The sequence below is a fragment of the Exiguobacterium sp. s70 genome (assembly GCF_018618315.1).
Lineage (GTDB): Bacteria > Bacillota > Bacilli > Exiguobacteriales > Exiguobacteriaceae > Exiguobacterium > Exiguobacterium chiriqhucha.
In genome coordinates, this window is the sequence record NZ_JACSLV010000009.1 from 18601 (window position 1) to 43676 (window position 25076).

Annotated in this window: 21 protein-coding genes and 2 tRNA genes; all 23 read left to right on the plus strand. The window is 52.3% G+C overall.

What is annotated here, in order from left to right:
• Window positions 1–42 precede the first annotated feature (42 nt).
• The 23 genes from mfd to lysS all read left to right on the plus strand — a co-directional run bounded on the left by mfd (window position 43) and on the right by lysS (window position 24754).
• Window positions 43–3567: a transcription-repair coupling factor gene (gene mfd / locus KNP84_RS14660; protein ID WP_058765142.1), complete on the plus strand. Its 3525-nt coding sequence runs from the start codon at window positions 43–45 to the stop codon at window positions 3565–3567.
• Window positions 3551–5098: a polysaccharide biosynthesis protein gene (locus KNP84_RS14665; RefSeq protein ID WP_214803864.1), complete on the plus strand. Its 1548-nt coding sequence runs from the start codon at window positions 3551–3553 to the stop codon at window positions 5096–5098. The genes mfd and KNP84_RS14665 overlap by 17 nt, the downstream gene beginning before the upstream one ends.
• 1 nt (window position 5099) lies before the next feature.
• A complete protein-coding gene (yabN, locus tag KNP84_RS14670) occupies window positions 5100–6515 on the plus strand; it encodes a bifunctional methyltransferase/pyrophosphohydrolase YabN (RefSeq protein WP_021065742.1) in 1416 nt (471 codons plus the stop codon).
• Window positions 6512–6784, plus strand: coding sequence for an RNA-binding S4 domain-containing protein (locus KNP84_RS14675; protein ID WP_021065741.1), 273 nt, complete (start codon window positions 6512–6514; stop codon window positions 6782–6784). The genes yabN and KNP84_RS14675 overlap by 4 nt, the downstream gene beginning before the upstream one ends.
• 45 nt (window positions 6785–6829) lie before the next feature.
• Complete coding sequence (locus tag KNP84_RS14680) at window positions 6830–7204, plus strand: FtsB family cell division protein (RefSeq protein WP_021065740.1); 375 nt, start codon at window positions 6830–6832, stop codon at window positions 7202–7204.
• A 75-nt stretch (window positions 7205–7279) separates the two neighbouring features.
• Window positions 7280–7819 (plus strand): S1 domain-containing RNA-binding protein, encoded by a 540-nt coding sequence (locus tag KNP84_RS14685; RefSeq protein WP_021065739.1) that lies wholly within the window; start codon window positions 7280–7282, stop codon window positions 7817–7819.
• Between the two features lie 211 nt (window positions 7820–8030).
• The gene (locus tag KNP84_RS14690) at window positions 8031–10433 is read left to right on the plus strand and encodes a YhgE/Pip domain-containing protein (RefSeq protein WP_214803862.1); all 2403 of its coding nucleotides are present in this window, start codon (window positions 8031–8033) and stop codon (window positions 10431–10433) included.
• Between the two features lie 142 nt (window positions 10434–10575).
• Window positions 10576–10652, plus strand: a tRNA-Met gene (locus tag KNP84_RS14695).
• 9 nt (window positions 10653–10661) lie between these two features.
• A tRNA-Glu gene (locus tag KNP84_RS14700) sits at window positions 10662–10733 on the plus strand.
• Window positions 10734–10801: 68 nt separating this feature from the next.
• Window positions 10802–12031, plus strand: coding sequence for a tRNA lysidine(34) synthetase TilS (tilS, locus tag KNP84_RS14705; RefSeq protein WP_058765137.1), 1230 nt, complete (start codon window positions 10802–10804; stop codon window positions 12029–12031).
• Window positions 12032–12066: 35 nt separating this feature from the next.
• Window positions 12067–12612 carry a hypoxanthine phosphoribosyltransferase gene (gene hpt / locus KNP84_RS14710; protein ID WP_021068188.1) on the plus strand — a complete coding sequence of 182 codons (546 nt, stop codon included), beginning with the start codon at window positions 12067–12069 and terminating at the stop codon, window positions 12610–12612.
• Between the two features lie 105 nt (window positions 12613–12717).
• The gene (gene ftsH, locus KNP84_RS14715) at window positions 12718–14745 is read left to right on the plus strand and encodes an ATP-dependent zinc metalloprotease FtsH (RefSeq protein WP_215115047.1); all 2028 of its coding nucleotides are present in this window, start codon (window positions 12718–12720) and stop codon (window positions 14743–14745) included.
• 94 nt (window positions 14746–14839) lie between these two features.
• Window positions 14840–15604, plus strand: coding sequence for a type III pantothenate kinase (locus KNP84_RS14720; protein WP_021068190.1), 765 nt, complete (start codon window positions 14840–14842; stop codon window positions 15602–15604).
• A gap of 20 nt (window positions 15605–15624) precedes the next feature.
• Complete coding sequence (gene hslO / locus KNP84_RS14725) at window positions 15625–16551, plus strand: Hsp33 family molecular chaperone HslO (RefSeq protein WP_051627654.1); 927 nt, start codon at window positions 15625–15627, stop codon at window positions 16549–16551.
• 86 nt (window positions 16552–16637) lie between these two features.
• Window positions 16638–17591: a cysteine synthase A gene (gene cysK / locus KNP84_RS14730; protein ID WP_021068192.1), complete on the plus strand. Its 954-nt coding sequence runs from the start codon at window positions 16638–16640 to the stop codon at window positions 17589–17591.
• A 118-nt stretch (window positions 17592–17709) separates the two neighbouring features.
• A complete protein-coding gene (locus tag KNP84_RS14735) occupies window positions 17710–19065 on the plus strand; it encodes an anthranilate synthase component I family protein (protein WP_251131264.1) in 1356 nt (451 codons plus the stop codon).
• On the plus strand, window positions 19062–19646 hold the full coding sequence (pabA, locus tag KNP84_RS14740) for an aminodeoxychorismate/anthranilate synthase component II (RefSeq protein ID WP_029594412.1): 585 nt from the start codon (window positions 19062–19064) through the stop codon (window positions 19644–19646). The genes KNP84_RS14735 and pabA overlap by 4 nt, the downstream gene beginning before the upstream one ends.
• Window positions 19630–20460, plus strand: coding sequence for an aminotransferase class IV (locus KNP84_RS14745; protein ID WP_215115049.1), 831 nt, complete (start codon window positions 19630–19632; stop codon window positions 20458–20460). The genes pabA and KNP84_RS14745 overlap by 17 nt, the downstream gene beginning before the upstream one ends.
• On the plus strand, window positions 20457–21242 hold the full coding sequence (folP, locus tag KNP84_RS14750; protein WP_021068196.1) for a dihydropteroate synthase: 786 nt from the start codon (window positions 20457–20459) through the stop codon (window positions 21240–21242). Before KNP84_RS14745 ends, folP begins: the two co-directional genes overlap by 4 nt.
• Entirely contained in the window at window positions 21235–21600 is a 366-nt protein-coding gene (folB, locus tag KNP84_RS14755; protein WP_021068197.1) for a dihydroneopterin aldolase, read from the plus strand. The genes folP and folB overlap by 8 nt, the downstream gene beginning before the upstream one ends.
• Window positions 21597–22100, plus strand: a complete 504-nt coding sequence (gene folK, locus KNP84_RS14760) for a 2-amino-4-hydroxy-6-hydroxymethyldihydropteridine diphosphokinase (RefSeq protein WP_021068198.1) — start codon at window positions 21597–21599, stop codon at window positions 22098–22100. Before folB ends, folK begins: the two co-directional genes overlap by 4 nt.
• A gap of 79 nt (window positions 22101–22179) precedes the next feature.
• Window positions 22180–23118: a tRNA dihydrouridine synthase DusB gene (gene dusB, locus KNP84_RS14765; protein ID WP_051627769.1), complete on the plus strand. Its 939-nt coding sequence runs from the start codon at window positions 22180–22182 to the stop codon at window positions 23116–23118.
• Window positions 23119–23263: 145 nt separating this feature from the next.
• The gene (gene lysS / locus KNP84_RS14770) at window positions 23264–24754 is read left to right on the plus strand and encodes a lysine--tRNA ligase (protein WP_029594415.1); all 1491 of its coding nucleotides are present in this window, start codon (window positions 23264–23266) and stop codon (window positions 24752–24754) included.
• Window positions 24755–25076: the final 322 nt, after the last annotated feature.

Genomic DNA, 25076 nt, shown 5'->3' on the forward strand with positions numbered 1-25076 from the left:
GTCAACGTACCCTTTTTTGTCGTATGAGGTGGAGGAAAACAAATGAATGCTCTAGAGAAATTCATGGTGACGTTACCTGAGACGAACGTGATTCGGGAGCGGTTGCCAAAAGTCGATCGACAACTCGTCACCGGATTGACGACAAGTGCCAAGGCGCTTGTATTGGCGGGTTTGGCGAAAAATTCGCCAAGACGTCTCGTCGTCGTCACGCATAACATGTATCAAGCACAAAAAATGTACGATCAACTCGAGTCGCTCATCGGTCCGAGCAAAACGTTGCTTTATCCGATTGATGAGACGCTCGCTGGCGAACTATCCCTCACATCGAGCCCAGAATTGCTTGCCGCTCGGATTGAGGCTCGGACACGTCTCCTTGACGAAACGGGAGGCGTCCTTGTCGTGCCGCTCGGTGGCTTGCGCCGTTATATCCCGAACCCGTCAGACTGGCAGACGAGCCATCATCACATCAAACCTGGACAAGAGCTCGATTTAAAGCCGTTCGCCGAGACGCTCATCACGCTCGGTTATGAACGGACGGCCACCGTGACGGCACCGGGTGAATTCTCCGTCCGCGGCAGTATTTTAGACGTCTATCCGCTCACGGCAGCGCGCCCGTATCGCATCGATTTGTTCGACACCGAAGTCGATTCCATCTTTACGTTTGATGCCGAGACGCAGCGTTCGCTAGGTGTCGTCGGCGAAGCGGTCATCCCACCCGCCACCGAGTTCATCGCCTCACGCGACCAGTTGCAGCAGGCCGGACAAGCACTCGAACGTCAATATGAGCGGACGCTTTCGCTCATTGAGACCGAGACGATCCGGCAAGCGCTCGAGGACGGAATCGCCCGGGACATCGAACAGTTCGGTCGAGGCGAGGTTCCTGAAAAAGTTGGGAAGTACACACCGCTCCTGTATAGCTCGACGCTCCTCGATTATGTTGGGGCGGAAGCGGTGTTGATGTTAGATGAAGTGGCACGGATTGAAGATGCTGCCGACGTGCAAGACCGCGAAGAAGCGGAATGGTTCTCGTCGCTCATCGAACGAGGGGAATCGGTCAGCAACTACACGCTCGCCGTCCCGATGCATAAAGTATTCCGTACGTTGAAGCAAGTCGCGTTCTCCTTGTTGCCGTCACGACGGTCCGGAATTCCGGAGACGAACACGGTCCACCTCAGCTGTCGCCCGCTCCCGGCGTTTCATGGCCAGATGCACTTATTGAAACAAGAAGTCGAACGGTGGCAACAAGGTGACCATCGCATCGTCTTCTTGGCAGGGGATCAAACACGGGCCGATAAAGTGGTGGAGTTGCTTGACGATTATGGAATCTCATCCACGTTCACAAATGTGGACGGTGAGCTGTTGCCGCGTCACGTCCATGTCATGATCGGACAAATCGAAGGCGGCTTTGAACTCTCGACGAGCCGTCTCGTCGTCGTTTCCGAAGAAGAACTGTTCAAGCGCGTCACGAAGCGGAAACGTCAGACGAAGAATTTGACGAACGCCGAACGGATTAAAAGTTACCAAGAATTGAAGCCGAACGACCATGTCGTCCACATCCATCACGGAATCGGGAAGTACCTAGGCATCAAGACGATTGAAGTCGGCGGCATTCATCAAGACTACTTACATCTCGTCTATGCCGGCGACGATGCGCTGTACGTCCCCGTCGATCAAATCGATCTCGTTCAAAAGTATGTCGGGGCCGAAGGTAAAGAGCCGAAGATTTACAAACTCGGCGGAACCGAGTGGAAGAAGGTCAAATCGAAAGTCGCCAAATCGGTGGAAGACATCGCCGATGAACTGATCAAGCTGTACGCGGCGCGTGAAGCGTCCGTCGGCTATGCGTTCCCAGGTGATGACGAAGAGATGAGCCAGTTCGAAAGCTCGTTCCCGTACGCAGAGACAGAAGACCAAGTCCGCTCCATCGCCGAAATCAAAGCGGACATGGAACGGTCGCGGCCAATGGACCGTCTCCTTTGCGGCGATGTCGGTTACGGCAAGACGGAAGTGGCGATTCGAGCCGCATTCAAAGCCGTGCTCGCCGGGAAGCAAGTCGCGTTCCTTGTGCCGACGACCGTGCTGGCGCAACAACATTACGAGACGATGCTCGAACGGTTCAGTGAATTTCCAATCAACGTCTCTGTCATGAGCCGCTTTCGCTCGAAAAGCGAGATGGCGGCGACGAAAAAAGGCTTGAAAGAAGGGACGATTGACGTCGTCGTCGGGACGCACCGCGTCTTGTCGAAAGATGTGACGTTCGCCGATCTCGGTCTCGTCATCATTGATGAAGAGCAGCGATTCGGGGTCAAGCACAAGGAACGGCTCAAGCAGTTGAAGACGAATATCGACGTCTTGACGCTGACGGCGACACCGATTCCGCGGACACTCCACATGTCGATGATCGGCATCCGGGACTTGTCGGTACTCGAGACACCGCCGGAGAATCGCTACCCGGTGCAGACGTATGTCATGGAATACGATGGTATCGTCTTGCGGGAGGCACTTGAGCGCGAACTCGCGCGAGGCGGACAGGCATTCTTCCTCTACAACCGCGTCGAAGGCATCGAGCGGAAGGCAGAAGAGATTCGCGCTTTGTTACCGGAGGCACGCATTGCGACGGCACACGGTCGGATGACCGAGACAGAACTCGAGAGCCAGCTCATCAGTTTCTTAGAAGGGGAAGCGGATGTGCTCGTCTCGACGACGATCATCGAGACCGGCATCGATATCCCGAACGTGAACACACTCATCGTCCACGATGCGGACAAGATGGGGCTGTCACAGCTGTATCAGTTGCGCGGACGTGTCGGGCGTTCCAACCGGATCGCCTACGCCTACTTCACGTATCGGAAAGACAAGCGTTTGACCGAGGTCGCGGAGAGCCGGCTACAGGCCATTAAAGAGTTCACGGAGCTCGGGAGCGGGTTCAAGATTGCGATGCGCGACTTATCAATTCGCGGCGCCGGAAATCTGCTCGGGGCCCAACAGTCCGGGTTCATTGATTCGGTCGGGTTCGATTTATACTCGCAAATGTTGTCTGAAGCCATCGAAGAACGGAAAGACCGGATGCGCGGTCAGGCGAAACAAGTCGTCTTCAAACCGGAAATCGCGTTCCAAGCGGATGCGTACATTCCGGACGATTATTTATCGGACAGCGAATTGAAAATCGAGATGTACAAACGCTTCAAGTATGTCGATACACCAGAAGCGTTGTTCGCCCTCCAGGACGAGTTGATTGAACGGTTCGGCGAATTCCCGGAACCGGTCGCGCTCCTCATCCAACTGACGCGTCTGCGCATCTATGGCGAGATGGCGAAAGTGGCGCGCATCAAACAGTCTCCGGGCCGCATCGAGATGGTATTGTCGCTCGAATCGACGACGGCGCTCGACGTACCGTCATTCATGGAATGGACGATGCCGCTCGGTCGGAAACTCGGTGTCGGACAAGACAACGGCGCCCTCAAATTGTCGCTCAGTGGCCGCATGCCGGTCGTCGAACTGTTGAACGATGCCGATACGGTGCTTGAGGAGCTCGTGAAGAGGTTGTCGCATGCGGTCGCCAAGTAAATTTGCGACCGGCGTCGTCTTATTTGCGCTCGCGGGCTATCTTTCAAAGTTCATCAGTTTCGCTTACCGAGTGCCTTACCAAAATATCGCCGGAGACTTCGGGCTATATGCCTATCAGACGGTGTATCCGTTTGCCGCGATCGTCGCTTCGCTCGGCATGTATGCGATGCCGGTCGTGATTGCCAAAATCGGTGTCGGCGCCCATGGACCGAGACGAAAGCTCGAAGTGTTATGGGGCAGTTTTTATGCCTTGCTCGGTCTAGCCGTCATCCTTGTCGTCACGATGTGGATGCTAGCACCGGTCATCGCCCGTCTCCTCGGGGACATGGAACTCGCACCGACGCTGCGGATCATCAGCCTGAGTTATTTACTCATGCCGGCTTTGGCGGTGCTCCGCGGTTCGTTTCAGGCCGTCGATGACTTGCGGCCGAGTGCGATTTCTCAAGTGCTCGAGAACCTCGTTCGCGTCACGGTCTTACTCGTCGCCTTGTTGATTGGCGTGCGCTTCGGCCAAGACGCCTATACACTCAGTCGATACGCGTATGGGGCGACGCTCTTCGGAGGTGTCATCGCCATCGTCATCTTGTCATTATGGGCGAAGCAGTTACGGCTCGTACCGGTACAACCCACGACGTTGCGGTCTGTCCTTCGAATCTTACTGACGACGGGGTTTGCCGTCGGTTTCGCCTCGCTCGGGATTTTATGGATGCAACTCGTCGACTCGTTCACGATTGTCAATCTGATGGGCGGGGATTATGCGGCGAAAGTCGGCAAAGGGGTATTTGACCGAGGCTATCCGCTCGTTCAATTCGCGATTCTTTTCACGACGGCGCTCGGAATGGCAAACGTCCCGAACTTGGTGCGGCATTATCGTGCCGGTCGTATCGAAGCGACCTCTTCCGGACTCAGTTCGATGATTCGCGTGACGACAACGGTCGCCGCTGCGGCCACAATCGGCTTGATGGGTGTCATGTTCCCGTTGAATGTCGCGCTATTTGAGAACGCGGCCGGGACGACAGCGCTCGTCTTGCTCTCGACGAGTACGTTCGCCGCGTCGCTTGCCGTGGCGAGCATGACATGTCTACAGGCGATTGATCGGGAACGCACAGCTGCTGTCGGTATGATTCTCGCCATCTGCGTGAAGCTCGGCAGCAACTTGTGGCTCGTCCCTTCCTATGGCATCGCCGGGGCTGCCCTCGGGACCTCGATTGCCTTTTTAGCGATGGCCGCGTTCAATTTCAATCGGCTCGATCAAATCATCCCGCTCGGCATGCTCCGGTTTCGACATTATGGACGTCTCGTCAAAACGGTGGCGCCGATGGGCGTCATCTTGCTCGGCTTGAACGTCATGGCGCTGGATGGCCTGACGCATCGTCTCGATGCCCTCATCTGGCTCGTCTTCATGCTCGTGCTCGGTGCCGGCATTTATGTCTGGCGGTTATGGAAAGAACAAATTTTGACGATAGAAGAATGGGAAATGATTCCGTTCGGAGGTCGTCTCATCAATCTGCTAGAAAAAAAGGAGAACTGATATGAGTTACGGAATTACGGTCGTCGGCCTCGGGTCTGGCGAACTTGATCAACTACCGCTCGGTGTCTATCGTCATTTGAAGCAGCAACCGCTCGTTTGGTTGCGCACGAAAGAACACCCTGTCGTCAGCGAACTTGAGGCGGAAGGCGTGACGTTCGAATCGTTTGATGCGATTTACGAAGCGAGTGACACGTTCGAGGACGTCTACCGACAAATCGTTGAGACGTTGCTTGAAAAGAGTGAAGAGCTAGCCATCACCTATGCCGTACCGGGACATCCGTTCGTGGCGGAGCGGACGGTCGAGTTGCTCGTCGAACAAGGTGCGGACGTCACGTTCCTCGGCGGTCAAAGCTTTTTGGACGCCATGTTCCAAGCCCTCCGCATCGATCCAATCAACGGCTTCCAATTACTCGATGCGACGGCGCTCGATGTCGAACGGATTCAAGTGACTCAACACGTATTGATTGGTCAAGTGTATGACGGGTTCGTGGCCGGAGACGTGAAAGTCCAATTGATGGAACGATATCCGGATGAGCATATCGTCAAACTCGTGACAGCCGCTGGGACAAAACATGAGCGGGTCAGTGAAATCCCGCTCTATGAGATGGACCGCGTGGCAGAAGTCGACAACTTGACGACGCTCTATGTGCCGCCGTTGACGGACGAGACGCATTTGGCGCGCGAATTTTCGACGCTGAAGCACATCATTGCGACGCTCCGCGGTCCGGACGGCTGCCCGTGGGACCGGAAACAGACGCATGAGTCGCTCCGTAAATATTTGCTCGAAGAAGCGTACGAATTGATTGAAGCAATCGATACGGAAGACGATGATGCGATTGTCGAAGAGCTCGGTGATGTGTTGCTTCAAGTCATGCTCCACGCCCAAATCGGAGCGGACGAAGGCTATTTTGATATTCGAGACGTCATTGGCACCGTCAGTGAGAAGATGGTCCGCCGTCATCCTCATGTGTTTGGGGATGTGACGGTCGATGATGCCGATGAAGTGGTGACGAATTGGAATGCGATTAAACAAGTGGAAAAAGGGGAAAAGAGAAAATCGCAGCTAGATGGAGTTCTCATGACGCAACCTGGTTTGATGCGGGCCGAGCAATTGCAGAAGAAAGCTGCGCAAGTCGGTTTCGAATGGGACGATGTTCAAGGTGCGTTCGAGAAATTGGAAGAAGAACTCCACGAGTGGAGAAGTCAGCCTGAAGATGAACGAGAACTTGGGGATGTCCTCTTCTCAATCGTCAACGTGGCGCGCTATTTCAAGTTGAACGCCGAGCAGGCGCTCGAACGAACCAATCAAAAATTTAAGAGACGATTCGAATACATTGAAGCGAACGGCTCCCTCGAAGAGATGACGCTCGAAGAGATGGATCGGCTCTGGGATGAAGCGAAGGAGAAGGGATTATGAGACTAGACAAGTTTTTGAAAGTATCCCGCTTGATTAAGCGGCGTACGTTGGCGAAAGAAGTCGCCGACCAAGGCCGGATTCAATTGAACGGACAAGTAGCGAAAGCGAGCACCGACGTCAAAGTCGGTGACGAGTTACAAATTCGATTCGGGAACAAGCTCGTCACGGTCGTCATTGACTCGATTGCCGAGCATGCCCGCAAAGAGGATGCGAAAGAAATGTACCGCTTGCTCAAAGAAGAAAAGGTGAACAGTGGTACGGAAGCGTAAAAAAAAGGTATACTGAACGTAACAGGACAGGAGGAAGGTGATTCGATGAATGGACGTAACCCGATGGAACGCAAACAGCGGATTCGGGCTCTTGATGAACGGAGAGAACAGCTGGAAAAAGAACAGAACCGGCGACGTATCCATCTTCGACGCCGCCTGGCTGCGGCCTCACTTCTCTTTTTGTTAATGGTTGTCTTCATCGGTCAAAGTTACTTCTCGAAAGTCGGATATGTGTCCGAGCAAGAACGGAAACAAAATGAAGCGCAAGTCGAACTTCGGGAAACGAAGGACGAACAATCAGAACTGAAAGAGCAGGTCGAGCGTTTACAAGACGAAGAATACATCGCCAATCTAGCGCGCAACGAGCTGTTGTTCTCGAAAGATGGCGAGATTATTTTTTACTTCTCACCAGAGGAATAAGTGGGTTCGTTGACCGTTGACGAATCGACTCGTATAATTGTAGGGAATCAATCAAAAAAAGGAGTACATTATTTTATGTCAATTGAAGTAGGAAGCAAGGTACAAGGTAAGGTTACAGGGATTACGCATTTCGGAGCGTTCGTAGAACTTCCAAATGGCAAAACGGGTTTGGTGCACATCAGTGAAGTGGCAGATTCTTACGTCAAAGACATCAATGAAGTGCTAACGGTCGGTCAAGAAGTGACGGTCAAAATCTTGAACGTCGAAACAGATGGCAAAATCGGGTTGTCTATCAAAAAGGCCGTCGATCGCCCTGTCAGTGAACGTCCAGAGCGTCCAGCCGGCGAGCGTTTCTCTCGTGGCCCACGCCCAGGCGGCCCGGGTCAAGGCGGCCCACGCCCAGGTGGTCCAGGACAAGGTGGCCCACGCGGTGGCGGCGGTCCACGCGGTGGCGGTCCACGTGGTGGTGGCGGCGGACGTCGTGAAGTACGCCGTGAACCAGAAACGTTCGATACGTTGATGAGCAAGTTCTTGAAAGACAGCGACGAGCGCTTGACGACGTTAAAACGTCAAACCGACTCAAAACGCGGTGGACGTGGAGCCAAGCGCGGGTAACCCTTCGTAAACCATCAGCTTCTACTCGTAACGATAGACGGTCTTCCTCAAGAAGACGACGAACCACAGACTTTTATAGTCTGTGGTTTTTTTTTTGATTCTTTTTTGTTATGAAAAATAACTAAAAAGGGTTGCATTTTTTCGAGGAAGCGAGCACAATAGGGAACATGAAAAAATAGTTATGTTTTATAAGTGAAAGGTGAGAATGAAAATGAATGGATGGAAACTGTGGTTGGCGGAATGGAGAAGCATCGGGAAGAATCCTCGGGTCTGGGTCCCGATTCTCGCGGTCGCACTCGTGCCGCTCATGTATGCCGGGATGTTCTTATGGGCGTTTTGGGATCCGTATGGACAGATGAAAGACTTGCCGGTGGCGATCGTGAACGAAGACCAGGGAGCGACGTTCGACGGGGAGCAACTTGCCGTCGGGGACGAACTCGTTGAGAAGTTAAAGACGTCTGAGGCGTTCGAATTTATCGAGACGACGAAACAAGAAGCCGAGTCAGGGTTGAACGATCATGACTATTACATGGCGATTGAGATTCCGGCAAACTTCTCAGAAAAAGCGACGACGGCGCTCAGCGAACAACCTGAGAAGCTCGAACTCAAATATATTGCCAATGAATCGTATAACTTTTTAGCGGCTCAAATCGGCGGTTCCGCGATGGAGCAAGTGAAAGGTGAACTGTCGACCGAAGTCGCGAAACAGTACGTCAGTGCGATGCGTGACGGAATTCAAGATGCCGCTGCTGGACTCGATGAAGCGGCGGCTGGGGCGGGAAAACTAGCAGATGGATCGCAGACGGCCGAACAGGGGGCGACCCAATTGGCCGACGGGACCGCATTGCTCGCTTCAAAACAACAAGAATTGGCTGACGGGGCGAGTCGGTTGAATGAAGGTGTGGCCCAACTCGAGACAGGGACGACGGAATTGGCGAAGGGAAGCCAGCAAGTTTATGCAGGTAGCGCCGCCTTATCAGACGGGGCACGTCAAGTGAATGAAGGGGCGTCTGCCCTTCAAGACGGAACGAGCCAACTTGTCGAAGGGACAGACACGTTCGCCTCGAAGTTGGAGGAATTGCACAGCGGGACGGCTTCTCTCAATCAAGGCGTTCAACAACTCGCGGCCGGGATTCAGCGTTCGAAGGACGGCAGTGAGCAATTGAGTGCCGGTTCAAATGAATTGGCGGCCGCGATGACGGCGGCGAAAGAAGGAAATGCCGCCTTGATGGCAGGAGAGACGGAACTCGTGGCCGGAATCGGTCAGATGAAGACAGAAATGTTGGCCAGTCAAGATCAGTTGATGACCCAGCTGTCAGCACTCGTCGAGGCAGGGCAACCTGCTTCACCAGAGATGCTACAGGCGATTGTGGCCCAATTGGCGGAAGGTCAAACAGCGACGGCCGCTGGATTCGATGCACTATCCACGGGAGCGACGCGTGTGAAAGAAGGACAGGCCGCGCTCGGTGACGGATTGACGCAAGCAGAGGCTGGTGCCAATGAACTCGCTTCGGGACTGGTGACGTTACGTGACGGACAAGCCGAGCTCGCAAGCGGGGCACAGGCGTTGGCGGATGGGTCGACACAAGTGGAACAAGGGGCGCAAACGGCAGCCGTGAGTTCGAAAGAGTTGGCTTCGGCAAGCAATCGCTTAAACGCCGGCGTCGGAGCGTTGAAAGACGGGACCGCCGAACTCGCGTCCGGCAGTACGCAGTTGACCGAGGCGACGGGGGCCTTGTCAGAGGGGAGTTCGAAACTCGCGGACGGGGCGAAGAGCGCCGGCGCGGGCACGAATACACTCGCGAACGGGGCTGTACGTTTGGCAGAGGGCGGTAAAGATCTCCAGTCAGGTAGCGACCAGCTCGCAGACGGAGTGTCCGAACTTGCGGCTGGTAACAGCAAGTTACGGGACGCGCTCGCCGATGGGGCCGAAGCGGCCGCGATCGACATCCGAGACGATAACGTCGACATGATGGCCGGACCGGTCACGGTCGTCAACGAATCGATTCACAAAGTCCCGAACTACGGAACGGGTTTTGCACCGTACTTCATGTCACTCGGACTATTCGTCGGGGCGCTCTTGCTCTCGATCGTCTATCCGCTGTACGATCCGGCTGGAAAACCGAAACGCAGCCTGTCATGGCTCGTCTCAAAATCAGGTGTGTTGCTCGTTATCGGATTTATTCAAGCGCTCGTCTTGGATGTGGCGATGGTCATGTTGCTCGGACTTGAAGTCGAGGCGCCGCTCCAGTTCTTCGGATTCAGTTGGCTCGTCAGCATCACGTTCCTCTTAATCGTGCAGCTACTCGTCACGACGCTCGGAAATCCGGGCCGTTTCGTCGCCATCGTCTTATTGATCCTTCAATTGACGACGTCGGCTGGAACGTTCCCGCTCGAACTGATTCCGAGCGCCCTCCAACCGTTTAACGCCTGGTTGCCGATGACATACACCGTATCGGGCTATAAAGAAATCTTGTCAGCGGACGGCTGGAGCTACCTGCAACAAGCAATCATCTATTTGGCGTTCGTCTCAACCGCTTGCTTCTTCCTGCTATGGGGATATTTCCGCATCGCTTGGAAGAAAAAATATCGGCTGACGACGTCAGAAGCGTGATGCACAACGAACTGAAAATCGTGTATAGTGGATAAGACGACACTATACACGATTTTTTTGTAAAAAAACTTTTAAAAAAGAATTGACACTGGCGTGGGTACTGGTTATTATAGAAAATGTGCTTAGGACACAACAATAACATGGCGGTGTAGCTCAGCTGGCTAGAGCGTACGGTTCATACCCGTGAGGTCGTGGGTTCGACTCCCTCCGCCGCTACCATTTTATTTAGGCCCGTTGGTCAAGCGGTTAAGACACCGCCCTTTCACGGCGGTAACACGGGTTCGAATCCCGTACGGGTCACTTACCTAAGCGAAAAGAAGCCATCTCACTCGAGATGGCTTCTTTTGTTATATCAAGGAGGCGGACGGATGACGAGAGTATTGGTTGCCGTGTCCGGTGGAATCGATTCGGTCGTCTTGTTGGATCGGGTCATTCGGAACGGTATGGAAGTGGGCGTGGCCCATGTCCATCATGGACTGCGTCCCGAGTCGGATGAAGAGTATGAATTTGTGCGACGTTTGGCCGACAAGTACGACGTGCCATTTCATGGCAAACGGCTCGCTTTCCCGAACGGCGGTTCGCAGGCGAGTTACCGGACGGCACGATATGCGTTCTTTGAACAGGTTATGCAGAAGTTCGACTATACACAACTGATGACGGCCCATCACGCGGATGACCAACTCGAGACCGTCCTCATTCAACTGCAGCGTAACGTCGTCGAAGTGACGGGGATTCCTGAGCGTCGTCCGTTCGCAGGAGGAGAACTCGTTCGTCCGCTCTTATCGGAACCGAAGCGGGAACTGATTGCCTATGCCAAACGATACGGACTTGAATGGAGAGAAGATGCGAGCAACGCCACGACCGAATATTTGCGCAATCAAGTGCGGCATCAGATCGTGCCCCAGCTCCTCGCGTCGCAACCGGATCTTGTTCAAGTTGTGAGCGAAACAGCTCGGCATCAACGCGAATTGTGGCGGACCCGCTACCGACAGATGGAGAATTGGATCCAGGACAACGTGCGACTCGAGATGAAAGCGTTTCACGTGAAATCGGATAACTTGATGTGTCTAAATCCTGTCGAACGATACACCGTCGGGCGCCTGCTATCAATGCGCTACGGGGTAGAGGTGGGGACCGCGATCGACCGTCTGTTAACGAGTGCCCAAGGTTCTGGCCACTTCGACTTAGAGGGGTCATGGGGCCTGCGGAAACAAGACGGGCTCTTATCGTTACAGGCAACTGGTCAATCGCTCCTAGCCCCACACAAACAAGTGGTAACGACCTTCCCAGCGCATGTAGTGTTCGGGACTTCATTATTCTCACTAGACGTTGAGGATGATACGGACGGCATCCCGCTCGAGGCGATCGAGTTGCCGTTGATCATCCGCTCTGTCGAGGCTGGGGACGCGATGAAACTGTCCATCGGGACGAAAAAAGTCGCCCGCATCTTCATTGACGCGAAGATTCCGCGAGAAAAACGGCCTTTTGTCCCATTGGTAGTTGACGCAACGGGACGGATTATCGCTATAGTAGGGGTAAGAGTTTCCGATTTTCCGGATAAGTCGGGTGCGATGTGCCCACGATTAATGGTAAAATGATGATTGTGTCGGATAAGAAAGAGGAGGATTTTAAGATGTCATTAATGAACGATATGGAGAAAGTACTGATTTCAAGCGAAGAGATTCAAGGTAAAGTGAAAGAACTCGCTACAACACTTAGCGAAGAATATAAAGAAGAGTTTCCACTCCTCGTCTGCGTGTTAAAAGGTGCGATGCCATTCATGTCAGACCTCGTCAAAGAAATGGACATCCATTTAGAAATGGATTTCATGGACGTGTCGACGTACCATGGCGGAACGTCATCGACGGGTGAAGTTAAAATTGAGAAAGATTTAAATACATCTGTAGAAGGACGCGACATCTTGATTGTAGAAGATATCATTGATAGTGGACTCACGCTCGGCTATCTCGTCGACCTGCTCAAGTACCGCAAAGCCAAATCGGTTAAAATCGTGACGCTTCTCGATAAACCGACGGGCCGCAAGAACGGATTGTCGGCAGATTATAGCGGTTTCGTTATTCCGCACGAGTTTGTTGTCGGCTATGGTCTCGATTACGAAGAGAAATATCGTAACCTTCCGTACGTCGGTGTGCTCAAGCCGAGCATTTACGGGGGCTAACGTTTTTCTTTTGAAAATGCGTCGTGTTAAGATAAAAGAAATACCCAAAGTATACACATATACTGAATGGGCGAGAACATCGTTTCTCGGAATAGGAGGCAGAGAATGAATCGTGCAGTGAAAAACACCTTAGTTTTCGGTGTGATTTTCCTAGCCTTGATCTTGTTCCTTCAATATTTACAAAACCCGAATAGCCAGAGCGAGACGCTTACGTATTCGAAGTTCTTGGAATATGTGGAAGAAGGTCGGATTGAAACGGCAACCGTACAAGAAATTCCGGGAGCCATCTCAATTACAGGAGATCTAACAGGAGACGAAGATCAGCGTTTTGAAACGAATATCCCGGCCAACGAGGCCGAATACGCCGAAGTGCTCTCGTCACTTCGCGCGGATACCGACATCCAAATCGAAGAAGCAGAGTCGAGTGGTAGCTGGTTCAGCATCGTATTCGCGATCTTACCGTTCATCATCATCTTCATCTTATTCTTCTTCTTGCTCAACCAAGCCCAAGGTGGCGGTGGTGGTGGTCGTGTGATGAACTTCGGGAAATCGAAGGCGAAATTATACGATCAAGAGAAGCGTCGTGTGACGTTTGAAGACGTTGCCGGAGCAGATGAAGAGAAGCAAGAGCTCATCGAAGTCGTTGAATTCTTGAAAGACCCACGTAAGTTCTCGAAACTCGGGGCACGGATTCCGAAAGGTGTCTTGCTTGTCGGTCCTCCGGGAACAGGTAAAACATTGCTCGCTCGTGCAGCTGCAGGAGAAGCCGGTGTACCGTTCTTCTCAATCTCAGGTTCTGACTTCGTCGAAATGTTCGTCGGTGTCGGGGCGTCACGTGTACGTGACTTGTTCGAGAATGCGAAAAAGAATGCACCGTGTATCATCTTTATCGATGAAATCGATGCGGTCGGACGTCAACGTGGCGCTGGCCTCGGTGGTGGACATGACGAGCGTGAACAAACGCTTAACCAACTTCTTGTCGAGATGGATGGATTCAGTGACAACGAAGGAATCATCATGATTGCCGCGACGAACCGTCCGGACATTCTTGACCCGGCCCTTCTTCGCCCAGGTCGATTTGACCGTCAAATTACGGTCGACCGTCCGGATGTAAAAGGCCGTGAAGCAGTCCTCAAAGTTCACGCCCGCAACAAACCGCTCGATTCGACAGTTGACTTGAAGTCGATCGCGCAGCGGACACCTGGATTCTCGGGTGCTGACCTTGAAAACTTATTGAACGAAGCAGCGCTCGTCGCAGCCCGATCTGACCGTTCAGCGGTATCAGTCGTGGATGTCGAGGAAGCGATTGACCGCGTCATCGCTGGTCCTTCTAAGAAGAGCCGTGTCATCTCGGAGAAAGAACGACAAATCGTCGCCTATCATGAAGCGGGTCATACGATTATCGGGATTGAACTTGAGAATGCAGATGAAGTGCATAAAGTGACGATTGTTCCTCGCGGTAACGCAGGCGGCTATGTCGTCATGCTTCCAAAAGAAGATCGCTACTTCATGACGAAACCTGAGCTTGAAGATAAAATCGTCGGTCTCCTCGGGGGCCGTGTGGCGGAAGACGTCATCTTCGGTGAAGTTTCAACAGGAGCAAGCAATGATTTCCAACGTGCGACTGGTATCGCCCGGAAGATGGTCATGGATTACGGGATGAGCGACAAGCTCGGGCCGCTCCAACTTGGGTCGAACCATGGTGGACAAGTCTTCCTCGGCCGTGACTTCCAAACGGAACAGAACTACTCGGATGCGATTGCACAAGACATCGACCTCGAGATTCGTGATATCATCAACCGTTGTTACGCGAAAGCGAAACAAATCTTGACGGATCGTAGAGACGATCTCGAACTCGTCGCGAAGACGTTGCTCGAAGTCGAGACGCTCGATTCGAAACAGATTCGTCACTTGATTAAGACGCGCGAATATCTTCCGCACGAACCGGAAGAGCCGTCTGAACCATCGAAAAATGATGCAAACGACGAAGCGAAGAAAGATGAGGCGGCCGTCAAGCACGGACAAGTCATCGATCAGCCTGGAGTCGTTCAAGAAGCGAAGCCGGATGTTGTCCCTGAAGGCGATAAGCCGGAAGCGACACCGACGGAACGCCCGAACAACGAATCACGGTAAGTGTAAGAGACGAATGCCCTAAACAAGGCATTCGTCTTTTTTCGTGTTATAATTCGAGCGAACTGTAATTGACAACAAAGTGAGGAACGCTATCATGATTTTAGTGATTGATGTTGGGAATACAAATATTGTCCTTGGGATGTATGACGGCGAGACACTCGTCCATCATTGGCGCATCTCGACAGACCGCACGAAAACGACCGATGAATACGGCATGCTCGTGAAATCGCTGTTCGATCATTCGAACGTCTCATTCGATCAGATTGACGGTGTGATTCTGTCTTCGGTCGTTCCACCGGTCATCTTTCCGCTCGAGCAGATGTCGCAGCGTTACTTTAACGTCCGACCGATTGTCGTCGGTCCCGGCGTGAAAACCGGTCTCGACATTCATGTTGATAATCCGCGTGAAGTCGGAGCGGACCGCATCGTCAACGCGGTCGCTGGAATCGCCAAGTATGATGGACCGCTCATCATCGTCGATTTCGGAACGGCGACGACGTACTGCTATATTGATGAGAACCGCCGTTATCACGGAGGCATCATTTCACCGGGGATCATGATTTCGGTCGAGGCGCTCTATCAACGGGCGGCCAAGCTGCCGCGCATCGAGCTCGCGACACCGCCTACGGTCGTTGGGAAAAATACAATTCAAGCGATGCAGTCCGGGACGTATTACGGCTATGTCGCACAAGTCGATGGCATTGTCGGTCGTATGAAGCGTGAAGTCGGAGAAGCGACCGTGATCGCCACGGGCGGTCTCGCGCGTTTGATTAGCGAGCATGCAGAGACGATTGATGTCGTCGATTCATTTTTGACGCTCGATGGGCTTCGTCTCATCTATGAGCGCAACCAGAAATAAACTTAAAGGAGTTACTCGATATGATTCAACCAGAACAACAAGCATTACTTGACCAAATGAAAGCCGATTACCTTGTCCGTGCCCTCGGGTTCAACGGGGAAGTCCGCGCGTTTGCCGTCCGGACGACGAAAACAATCTTTGAAACGCAACTCCGTCACCAGACGACACCGGTCGCTTCAGCAGCGCTCGGGCGCACGATGACGATCGGGACGATGATCGGTGCGATGCAAAAAGGCGCCGCTCGCGTGACGCTCAAAGTCGAAGGCGATGGACCGATCGGGAAAATCATCGTCGATGCCGATACGGCGGGAGACGTGCGCGGTTACGTGTCACATCCTCGTGTCGAAGGCGGCACGTTTGTGAATGATCACGGTTTGACGAAGTTGAAAGTCGGTGAAGCCGTCGGACGCGGGACGATCTCGGTCATTAAAGACCTCGGTTTGAAAGACTTTGTCGGCGGCTCGTCTGAGATTCAAACGGGTGAGATTAGCGAAGACTTCACGTACTACTTTGCGACGTCAGAACAAGTACCGTCAGTCGTCGGTGCGGGTGTGCTCGTCCTTCCAGAAGATGAATCGATTCTTGCGGCCGGTGGCATTATCGTTCAATTGATGCCGGATGCGTCAGAAGAGACGATTCAAGCGCTTGAACAGGCGCTCAAGACGTTCCCGCCAGTGTCGGTCCTCATCGGTGAAGAGAAAACACCGGAAGAAATGCTCCATATGCTCCTTGGCGACAGCCTCGAAGTGTTGGATCAAAAGCCGGTCCAATTCAATTGCACATGTGGCCGCGACCGTATGGAAAGCGCGATTATCGGGCTCGGTGCCGAAGAGATTCGTCACATGATTGAAGAGGATGGTGGCGCTGAAGCGGTTTGTCACTTCTGCGGCGAGAAATACCACTTCTCGGCGGAACAATTAGAAACGATGAAACAACAAGCACGCTGACCGCTTTACTCCAAATTGCATATTTTGAATCTGATAGGGTATGATTACAATATCGGAATAGTCGGAATTATGGAGGAGGAAATGAAATGCGTATCGTAGATTCAGTAACAGACTTGATTGGAAAGACACCGATTGTGAAGTTGAATGGATTGACTGGCGCTGAAGATGCCACGGTTTACTTGAAATTGGAGTATATGAACCCGGGCTCTAGCGTAAAAGACCGGATTGCGCTCGCTATGATTGAAGCGGCGGAACGAGAAGGGGTCTTGAAACCAGGAGATACGATTATCGAACCGACCAGTGGGAACACGGGAATCGGTCTCGCCATGGTCAGTGCGGCCAAGGGCTATAAAGCGATTTTGGTCATGCCGGAAACGATGAGCATGGAACGTCGCAATTTGCTTCGTGGCTACGGTGCCGAACTCATTTTGACGCCGGGTCCTGAAGGGATGGGCGGAGCGATTCGCCGTGCGACGGAAGAGGCTGAACAAAACGGTTATTTCCTCCCGCAGCAGTTTAACAATGAAGCTAACCCGAACGTGCACGAGATGACGACGGGACCTGAAATCGTCGACGCGTTCGATGCGTCAGGCCTTCAAGTCGATGCGTTCATCGCCGGCGTCGGGACAGGTGGAACAATCACGGGAGCGGGTAAAGTGTTGAAAGCCCACTATCCGAACGTTCAAATCCTAGCGGTCGAACCGGTCGATTCACCGGTCTTGTCGGGTGGTAAACCAGGCCCGCATAAAATCCAAGGAATCGGGGCCGGGTTCATCCCGTCGATTCTAGATACGGAGATTTATGAAGGTGTCCTTCAAATCACGACCGATCAGGCGTTCGAATACGCACGTCTTGCGGCCAAAACGAACGGCGTGCTCGGAGGCATCTCATCTGGGGCGGCGATTGCAGCGGCTGTCGATACGGCAAAACGTCTCGGCAAAGGGAAAAACGTGCTGGCAATCATCCCGTCAAACGGAGAACGCTACCTCAGCACACCGCTCTATCAATTCGATGAAGAATCAGATAGCGTACGCTCGTAAACAAACGGCAGTTACCGGGAGACAACTTCTTTCGGTAACTGCCTTTTCTTGTGTACAATTAGAGGCATGAATCAGTGGAACGGGGGAATGTGGCGTGAGACAAACAGCGTTCAAAACCATGAGTATGACAAAAGAGAAGATGTACGACACATATATGACATTGACGGAAGGGAAGAAGCATTATGCGTGGTTAGAGAGCGGACGCGTCGGCCGCTATACAATGGCCGGGATTGAACCGTTCGCTACGCTTCACGTGAAAGATGGGGTCGGAACGTTCGAGACATCAGAGGCGACGGAAACACTTTACGGTGACCCGCTCGACATCATCGAAACAATCCGGACCCGGTACGCCACCGAGCGGCCAGCTGGCGCTCCCCCGTTTTTTGGCGGGATGATCGGCTATGTAAGCTATGACGTAGCCCGAACGCTCGAACGTTTACCGCGGCAAGCGGCAGACGATTTGGCGACACCGGACGTCTCGTTCTTGCTGTTCGATGAAGTAGCGGTCTTCGATGAAGAAGAATCACTTTTATATATGCTCGTTACGACGGACAATCAGTTAGAAGTGAAACTCGATCGCTTTGTCGCCCTCTGGCACACCGAGACGCACTATTCGTTCCCACAGGTCGCGAGCGGAACGCTCGAACGTTCACGTTCATTGTCACAAGAGAATTTCGTGACGGCGGTGCAAAAGATTCAAGACTACATCGTCGAGGGCGATGTGTTCCAAGTGAACTTGAGCGTCCGGCAGTCGGAACCGCTACTCGCACACCCGCGTCACATCTACGACACGCTCCGGAAAGTGAACCCTTCACCGTATATGGGTTATTTCGTTGACGATTCGCTCACGATGGTGTCGGCTTCGCCGGAACTGTTGCTCGAGAAACATGGCGCCGCCATCTCGACCCGCCCGATTGCTGGGACGAGACCACGAGGACGAGATGAGGCGGAAGATCTGGAACTGGCTCGGACGCTGCTCGATAATGAGAAAGAGCGGGCCGAACACGTCATGCTCGTCGACCTTGAACGAAACGACTTGGGCAAAGTCGCGGCTTACGGGACAGTGCATGTCGATGAGCTGATGGTCATCGAGAAGTACTCGCACGTCCAACATATCGTCTCGAACGTGCGCGGTTTGATGCGGGACGGCATATCGGGAGCCGAAGCACTCGGCGCGATGTTCCCGGGCGGCACCATCACCGGGGCACCGAAAATCCGGACGATGGAAATCATCGAAGAACTCGAACCGGTCCGACGCGGGATTTATACCGGCTCATACGGCTGGCTTAGTTGGGATGATGACCTCGTGTTCAACATCACGATTCGGACGATGGTCGTCAAGGACGGAATCGCCCATGTTCAGGCTGGTGCCGGGATTGTGATTGATTCGGATCCTGAAGCGGAGTACGCCGAATCACTTTCCAAGGCGAAAGCGCTATGGACGGCGAAAGAAATGACGGAGGCGACGGTATGATTTTACTCATCGATAACTATGACTCGTTCACATACAATTTAGTTCAATACTTTGGGGAGCTCGGTGAACAACTCGTCGTCCGTCGTAACGATGACATCACGATCGAGGAAATTGAAGCGCTCGCCCCAAGTTATCTCGTCATTTCGCCTGGTCCGTGCACACCGAGTGAGGCGGGTATCAGCATCGATGCGATTCAGGCGTTTGCCGGTCGCATCCCGATTCTTGGCGTTTGTCTAGGACATCAAGCGATTGCTCAAGCGTTCGGCGGAAAAGTCGTCCATGCCGAGCGGCTCATGCATGGCAAGACGTCAGCGATTCAACATGACGGAAACACGCTGTTTAACGGCATCCCGCAACAGACAATCGTGACACGCTACCATTCGCTCGCGGTCGAACGAGATGCGTTACCGTCGTGCTTGAAAGTCACGGCCGAGACGAGCCTAGGAGAAATTATGGCACTCCGGCATGAAACGTTACCGATTGAAGGGGTCCAGTTTCATCCGGAAGCGATTTTGACAGAACACGGCAAAGACATGATTCGTAATTTCGTCGAGGTGTATCGTCATGTGGCTTTGGCATAACGGCGAACTGCGGGGCAGCTCTGAAGTAACGATTCCGGTGGAAGATCACGGATTTTTATATGGGATGGGCCTATTCGAGACGTTTCGAACGTTCAATAGCATCCCGTTCTTGTTTGATCTTCACTGGGAACGTCTCGAAAAGAGCTTAGCGGAACTATGGATTGATTTACCGTATACGAAACAAGAGATGGAGCAGGCGATTCAAGACGTCGTTCGTCAAAACGGGACCCCGAACCTGTATGTGCGCTTGAACGTGTCCGCGGGGGTGGCGCCACTTGGACTCTACGACGGACGCTACACTCGTCCAAACGTGACACTGCTCGTCAAGCCGTTACCGGAATCGTTCCAGCCCACGGAAAAACGGTTGGAAGCCATCCCGTTTCCGAGAAGTCGGCCCGAAGCTTCATTCCGCTTAAAATCCCATCATTATATGAACAATATATTAGGGAAGCGCATGCTCGTTGATCGGGAGGCGGAAGGGCTGTTCGCCGATGACTCAGGACATGTCGTAGAAGGGCTTGTCTCGAATATCTTCTGGGTCGAAGCTGACCAACTTTGGACGACGCCGCTCGCGACGGGACCTCTGGCTGGGGTCACGCGACGTTGGGTGATGGATACGTTTGATGTGAAGGAACGTGATGTGACGTTTGCGGAACTTACACAGGCAGACGAGATTTGGTTGACCAATTCGGTTCAACAGATTGCTCCGGTCACAGACTATGCCGGGAACAGCTATCCAGGAAAAGACGGGGCAAAATTTAAAGCATGTTGGTCTGTCTTGTTGCATGCGATTGAGAGGGAAGAAACGCGATGACAAAAATCATGGGAATTTTAAATGTGACACCGGATTCGTTTTCGGACGGAGGACGGTATACGGCGCTCGAACAGGCGGTCGCTCACGCCAAGCAACTCGTTCAAGACGGAGCGGACGCGATTGATATCGGCGGGGAATCGACACGTCCGGGAGCCCGGTTCGTCTCGGCGGAAGAAGAAATCGAGCGAGTCGTTCCTGTCATTCGTCAACTGAAGCAAGAGCTCGACGTGCTCATCTCGATCGATACGTACAAACCGGTGGTGGCAAAGGCGGCATTAGAAGCCGGGGCAGATATCATCAATGACGTCTGGGGCTCGAAGTGGGGCGATCAATCGATGGCACAAGTGGCACGGGCGTTTAACGTTCCCATCATCTTGATGCACAATCGCGACAATCGAAATTATGGCCATTTCATTGAGGAGGTCGTCGGTGACTTATATGAGTCAATTGAAATCGCCCAAGCGGCCGGTGTGCCGGATGAGATGATTTGGTTAGACCCGGGAATCGGCTTTGCGAAAGACTATGCGCAAAACATGGAGTTGATGAATCGACTCGACGTGATCACGAACCTCGGTTATCCGGTGTTACTCGGAACGTCGCGGAAATCATTTATTGGGCAAGCGCTTGATTTACCGACCGAAGAACGACTGGAAGGGACACTGGCGACGACGTGTCTAGGCATCATGAAAGGCTGTGCGTGGATTCGGGTCCATGACGTACGAGAGAATAAACGAGCGTCACTCATGATGGACGCGATGCTGGGAGGCGGACAAATTGGATAAGATGTTTGTGAATGGGATGCGTTTTTACGGCTATCACGGTGTGTTTGCAGAAGAGAATCGACTCGGTCAACGGTTTAACATCGATTTGATGTGTGAGTTGGATTTGGCGCCGGCTGGACAATCGGATGATTTATCAGACGGGGTCAGCTACGCCGGTCTCTATCAATTGACGGAAGACATCGTCACCGGGGAGCCGGTCAATCTACTTGAGGCGCTAGGCGAGCGCATTACGACGGCTGTTTTGGCCCACAGCGACAAGATTCAAAGCGTCACCGTCAAAGTGATCAAGCCGGACCCGCCCATCCCGGGTCATTATGACTCAGTCGCAATTGAGATGACACGGAGACGGAACGTATGATGTACGTAGCGCTGGGCTCGAACATTGGGGAGCGTGCCAACTATCTGGCAGAAGCGATTCAAGCGATGGCGGTAAACGGTCTTCAGGTGACGAAAGAGTCATCCGTATATGAGACGGCACCGGTCGGATACACAGATCAGCCATCCTTCTATAATATGGTCGTCGAAGTCGAGCCGTCGCTTTCTGCGGAAGCAGCCTTGCTTCAACTCCAACAGATTGAACGGGACCTAGGGAGAGAACGACTATTCAAGAATGGACCGCGTACAATCGACCTTGACATCTTGGTCTATAACAGCGAAGATATACAATCGAAGCAGTTAACTGTTCCGCATCCACGGATGCATGAACGCGCTTTTGTCCTTGCCCCGTTCGCGGAGATTGCTCCGGCGGTCGAGGTAAAGGGAATGACGGTGCGGGCGTTGCTAGAAGCCCTTCCTGCGTCGGAACGACAAGATGTCGTCCGTCTGGGGCCGTTACAATCATTGGTCAGCTCGGTTTAACGTTAGCAAAGGAAGTGGAGAAGTGTCAGGGTTCAAAATTGGTAACATCGATATAAAGAACCGCGCCGTCCTTGCCCCGATGGCCGGAGTGACAAACCCTGCGTTTCGTTTGATCGCTAAAGAATTTGGCGCGGGACTCGTCTGTGCTGAAATGGTCAGCGATAAAGGGATTTTATTGGAGAACGCAAGAACGCTCCGGATGCTGTACGTCGATGAACGGGAAAAGCCGCTCAGCCTTCAAATTTTCGGCGGTTCGAAAGACACACTCGTCAGAGCGGCCCAGTACGTAGATCAAAACACGAATGCGGACATCATCGATATCAATATGGGTTGCCCGGTCCCAAAAGTCACGAAGTGTGAGGCGGGTGCCAAATGGTTGCTTGACCCGGACAAAGTTTACGAGATGGTGAACGCCGTTTCTAATGCGGTGGATAAGCCGGTCACGGTCAAAATGCGCCTCGGTTGGGACGAAGACCATATTTATATTCTCGACAATGTTCGGGCGGCTCAATCCGGAGGAGCGGCGGCGATTGCGATTCATGGTCGTACGCGGTCTCAACAATATGAAGGAACCGCAAACTGGGATTGGATTGGCGAAGCCAAGAAGATTGCGACGGTTCCGATTATCGGTAACGGCGATATCTCGACACCTCAAGAAGCAAAACATGCGATTGATCACTATGGTGTCGATGCCGTCATGATCGGGCGGGCAGCGCTTGGTAACCCATGGATGCTGTATCAAACGGTGCAGTATTTGGAGACGGGTGATCTTCCGCCAGAACCAGCGGCGCGTGAAAAAATCGACATCTGTATGTTGCACCTCGATCGCTTGATTGCCATCAAAGGAGAAGTGACGGCCGTTCGCGAGATGCGTCAACATGCGGCGTGGTACTTGAAAGGGTTGAAAGGCAGCGGCCCGGTTCGGAAGCAAATCAACGAAACGGAATCGCGAGATGCTTTTGGCATCGTGTTGTATCATTTTGTGGAACAGCTCGAGCGACAAATGCAAGAAGTGTGAACTAGTGAAAAAAATTGATTTGTGGTAAGCTTGTTTGGCGAAAAAGTGAACCACACAAGCAAACGGTTTAGGCTGTGCTGTTGGCCGTGAGGCTGACAGTTTTTTATTAGACATCCCCAATACGTATAGAGGAGTGAATGGAGTAGTGAGTCACGAGTTGGAAATGAATGACCAAATGCAGGTTCGGTTTGAAAAAATGACCGAGATGCGTGAACAAGGGCTTGACCCGTTCGGACGTCGGTTCGAACGTTCTGCCCACGCCGGTGAATTACATGAACAATATGAGGCAATTGAAAAAGAAGCCTTGGCCGAACAAGACGTCGAAGTGACGCTTGCCGGACGAATCATGACGAAACGTGGAAAAGGGAAAGTCTTCTTTGCCCACATCCAAGACGTCACAGGACAAATCCAAATCTACGTGCGTAAAAATGACGTAGGTGACGAACCGTTCGATTTATTCAAATCATCTGACCTTGGTGACATCGTCGGGGTGAAAGGGAAGCTGTTCAAGACGAACGTCGGCGAATTGTCGATTCATGTTGAAGAGTTCGAACTCTTAACAAAAGCACTTCGTCCGCTTCCTGATAAATATCATGGCTTAAAAGATGTTGAGCAACGCTATCGTCAACGTTATTTGGATTTAATTACGAATAACGATTCGCGTCAAACGTTTATTCTGCGTAGCCGGATCATCTCGGAAATTCGGAATTTCTTGAACCATCGCGGTTACTTGGAAGTCGAAACGCCGATGTTGCATACAATCGCAGGTGGAGCGGCGGCCCGTCCGTTCTTGACGCACCATAATGCACTTGATATGGAATTATATATGCGGATCGCCATCGAGCTTCATTTGAAGCGCTTGATTGTCGGTGGTCTCGAGCGCGTGTATGAGATTGGCCGTGTCTTCCGTAATGAAGGGATCTCAACACGTCATAACCCAGAGTTCACGATGATTGAATTGTATGAAGCGTATGCGGACTATAATGACATCATGGATTTGACAGAAGAACTCGTAGCTCACGTAGCCCAAGAAGTTCTTGGCACGACGGACGTTCAATATGGAGAAGATACGATTCATTTGGCTGTCGGTTGGAAACGTGCGCACATGGTCGACTTGGTTAAAGAAGAAACAGGCGTCGATTTCTGGCAACAGATGTCTGATGAAGATGCACGTGCGCTTGCAAAAGAGCACGGTGTCGAGATTCAAGACCATATGACATTCGGTCACATCGTCAATGAATTCTTTGAGCAGAAAATCGAAGAAACATTGTTACAACCGACGTTTGTCACCGGTCACCCTGTCGAAGTATCGCCATTGGCGAAAAAGAACGATACAGATCCACGCTTCACGGATCGATTTGAATTGTTCATCGTTCGTCGTGAACATGCTAACGCCTTCACGGAATTGAATGATCCGATTGATCAGCGTGAGCGTTTCGAAGCTCAACTTCTTGAGAAAGAAGCAGGGAATGACGAAGCCCATGAATTGGATAACGATTTCCTTGAGGCACTCGAATACGGAATGCCGCCAACGGGCGGTCTTGGAATCGGAATCGATCGCCTCGTCATGTTGTTGACGAATGCACCATCGATTCGTGATGTTCTATTGTTCCCGACGATGAGACACCAACAGTAAAGAATCATTTTAACCTCTCGTTCTTACAGACGAGAGGTTTTTCTATGGAGAATGTTGCCGGTGTAAAGAGACTAAAAACTTTTTTAGAAAAACTTTTGCAAAAAGTCTTGCGTTCTATTTAGGGATGCGGTAAAGTAATAAACGTTGCCGCTGATGGCAGCGGAAAAGAATAAAAAAAGTGGTTGACAACTGTGTCGATGACTTGTATTATTTTAAGAGTCGCCAATGAGCGACAGACGAACTTTGAAAACTGAACGATGAGGCAAAAAAAGTTTTACAATTTTTGAATGAAGCGCAAGCTTCGTCATTTTTAAAGAGCTAT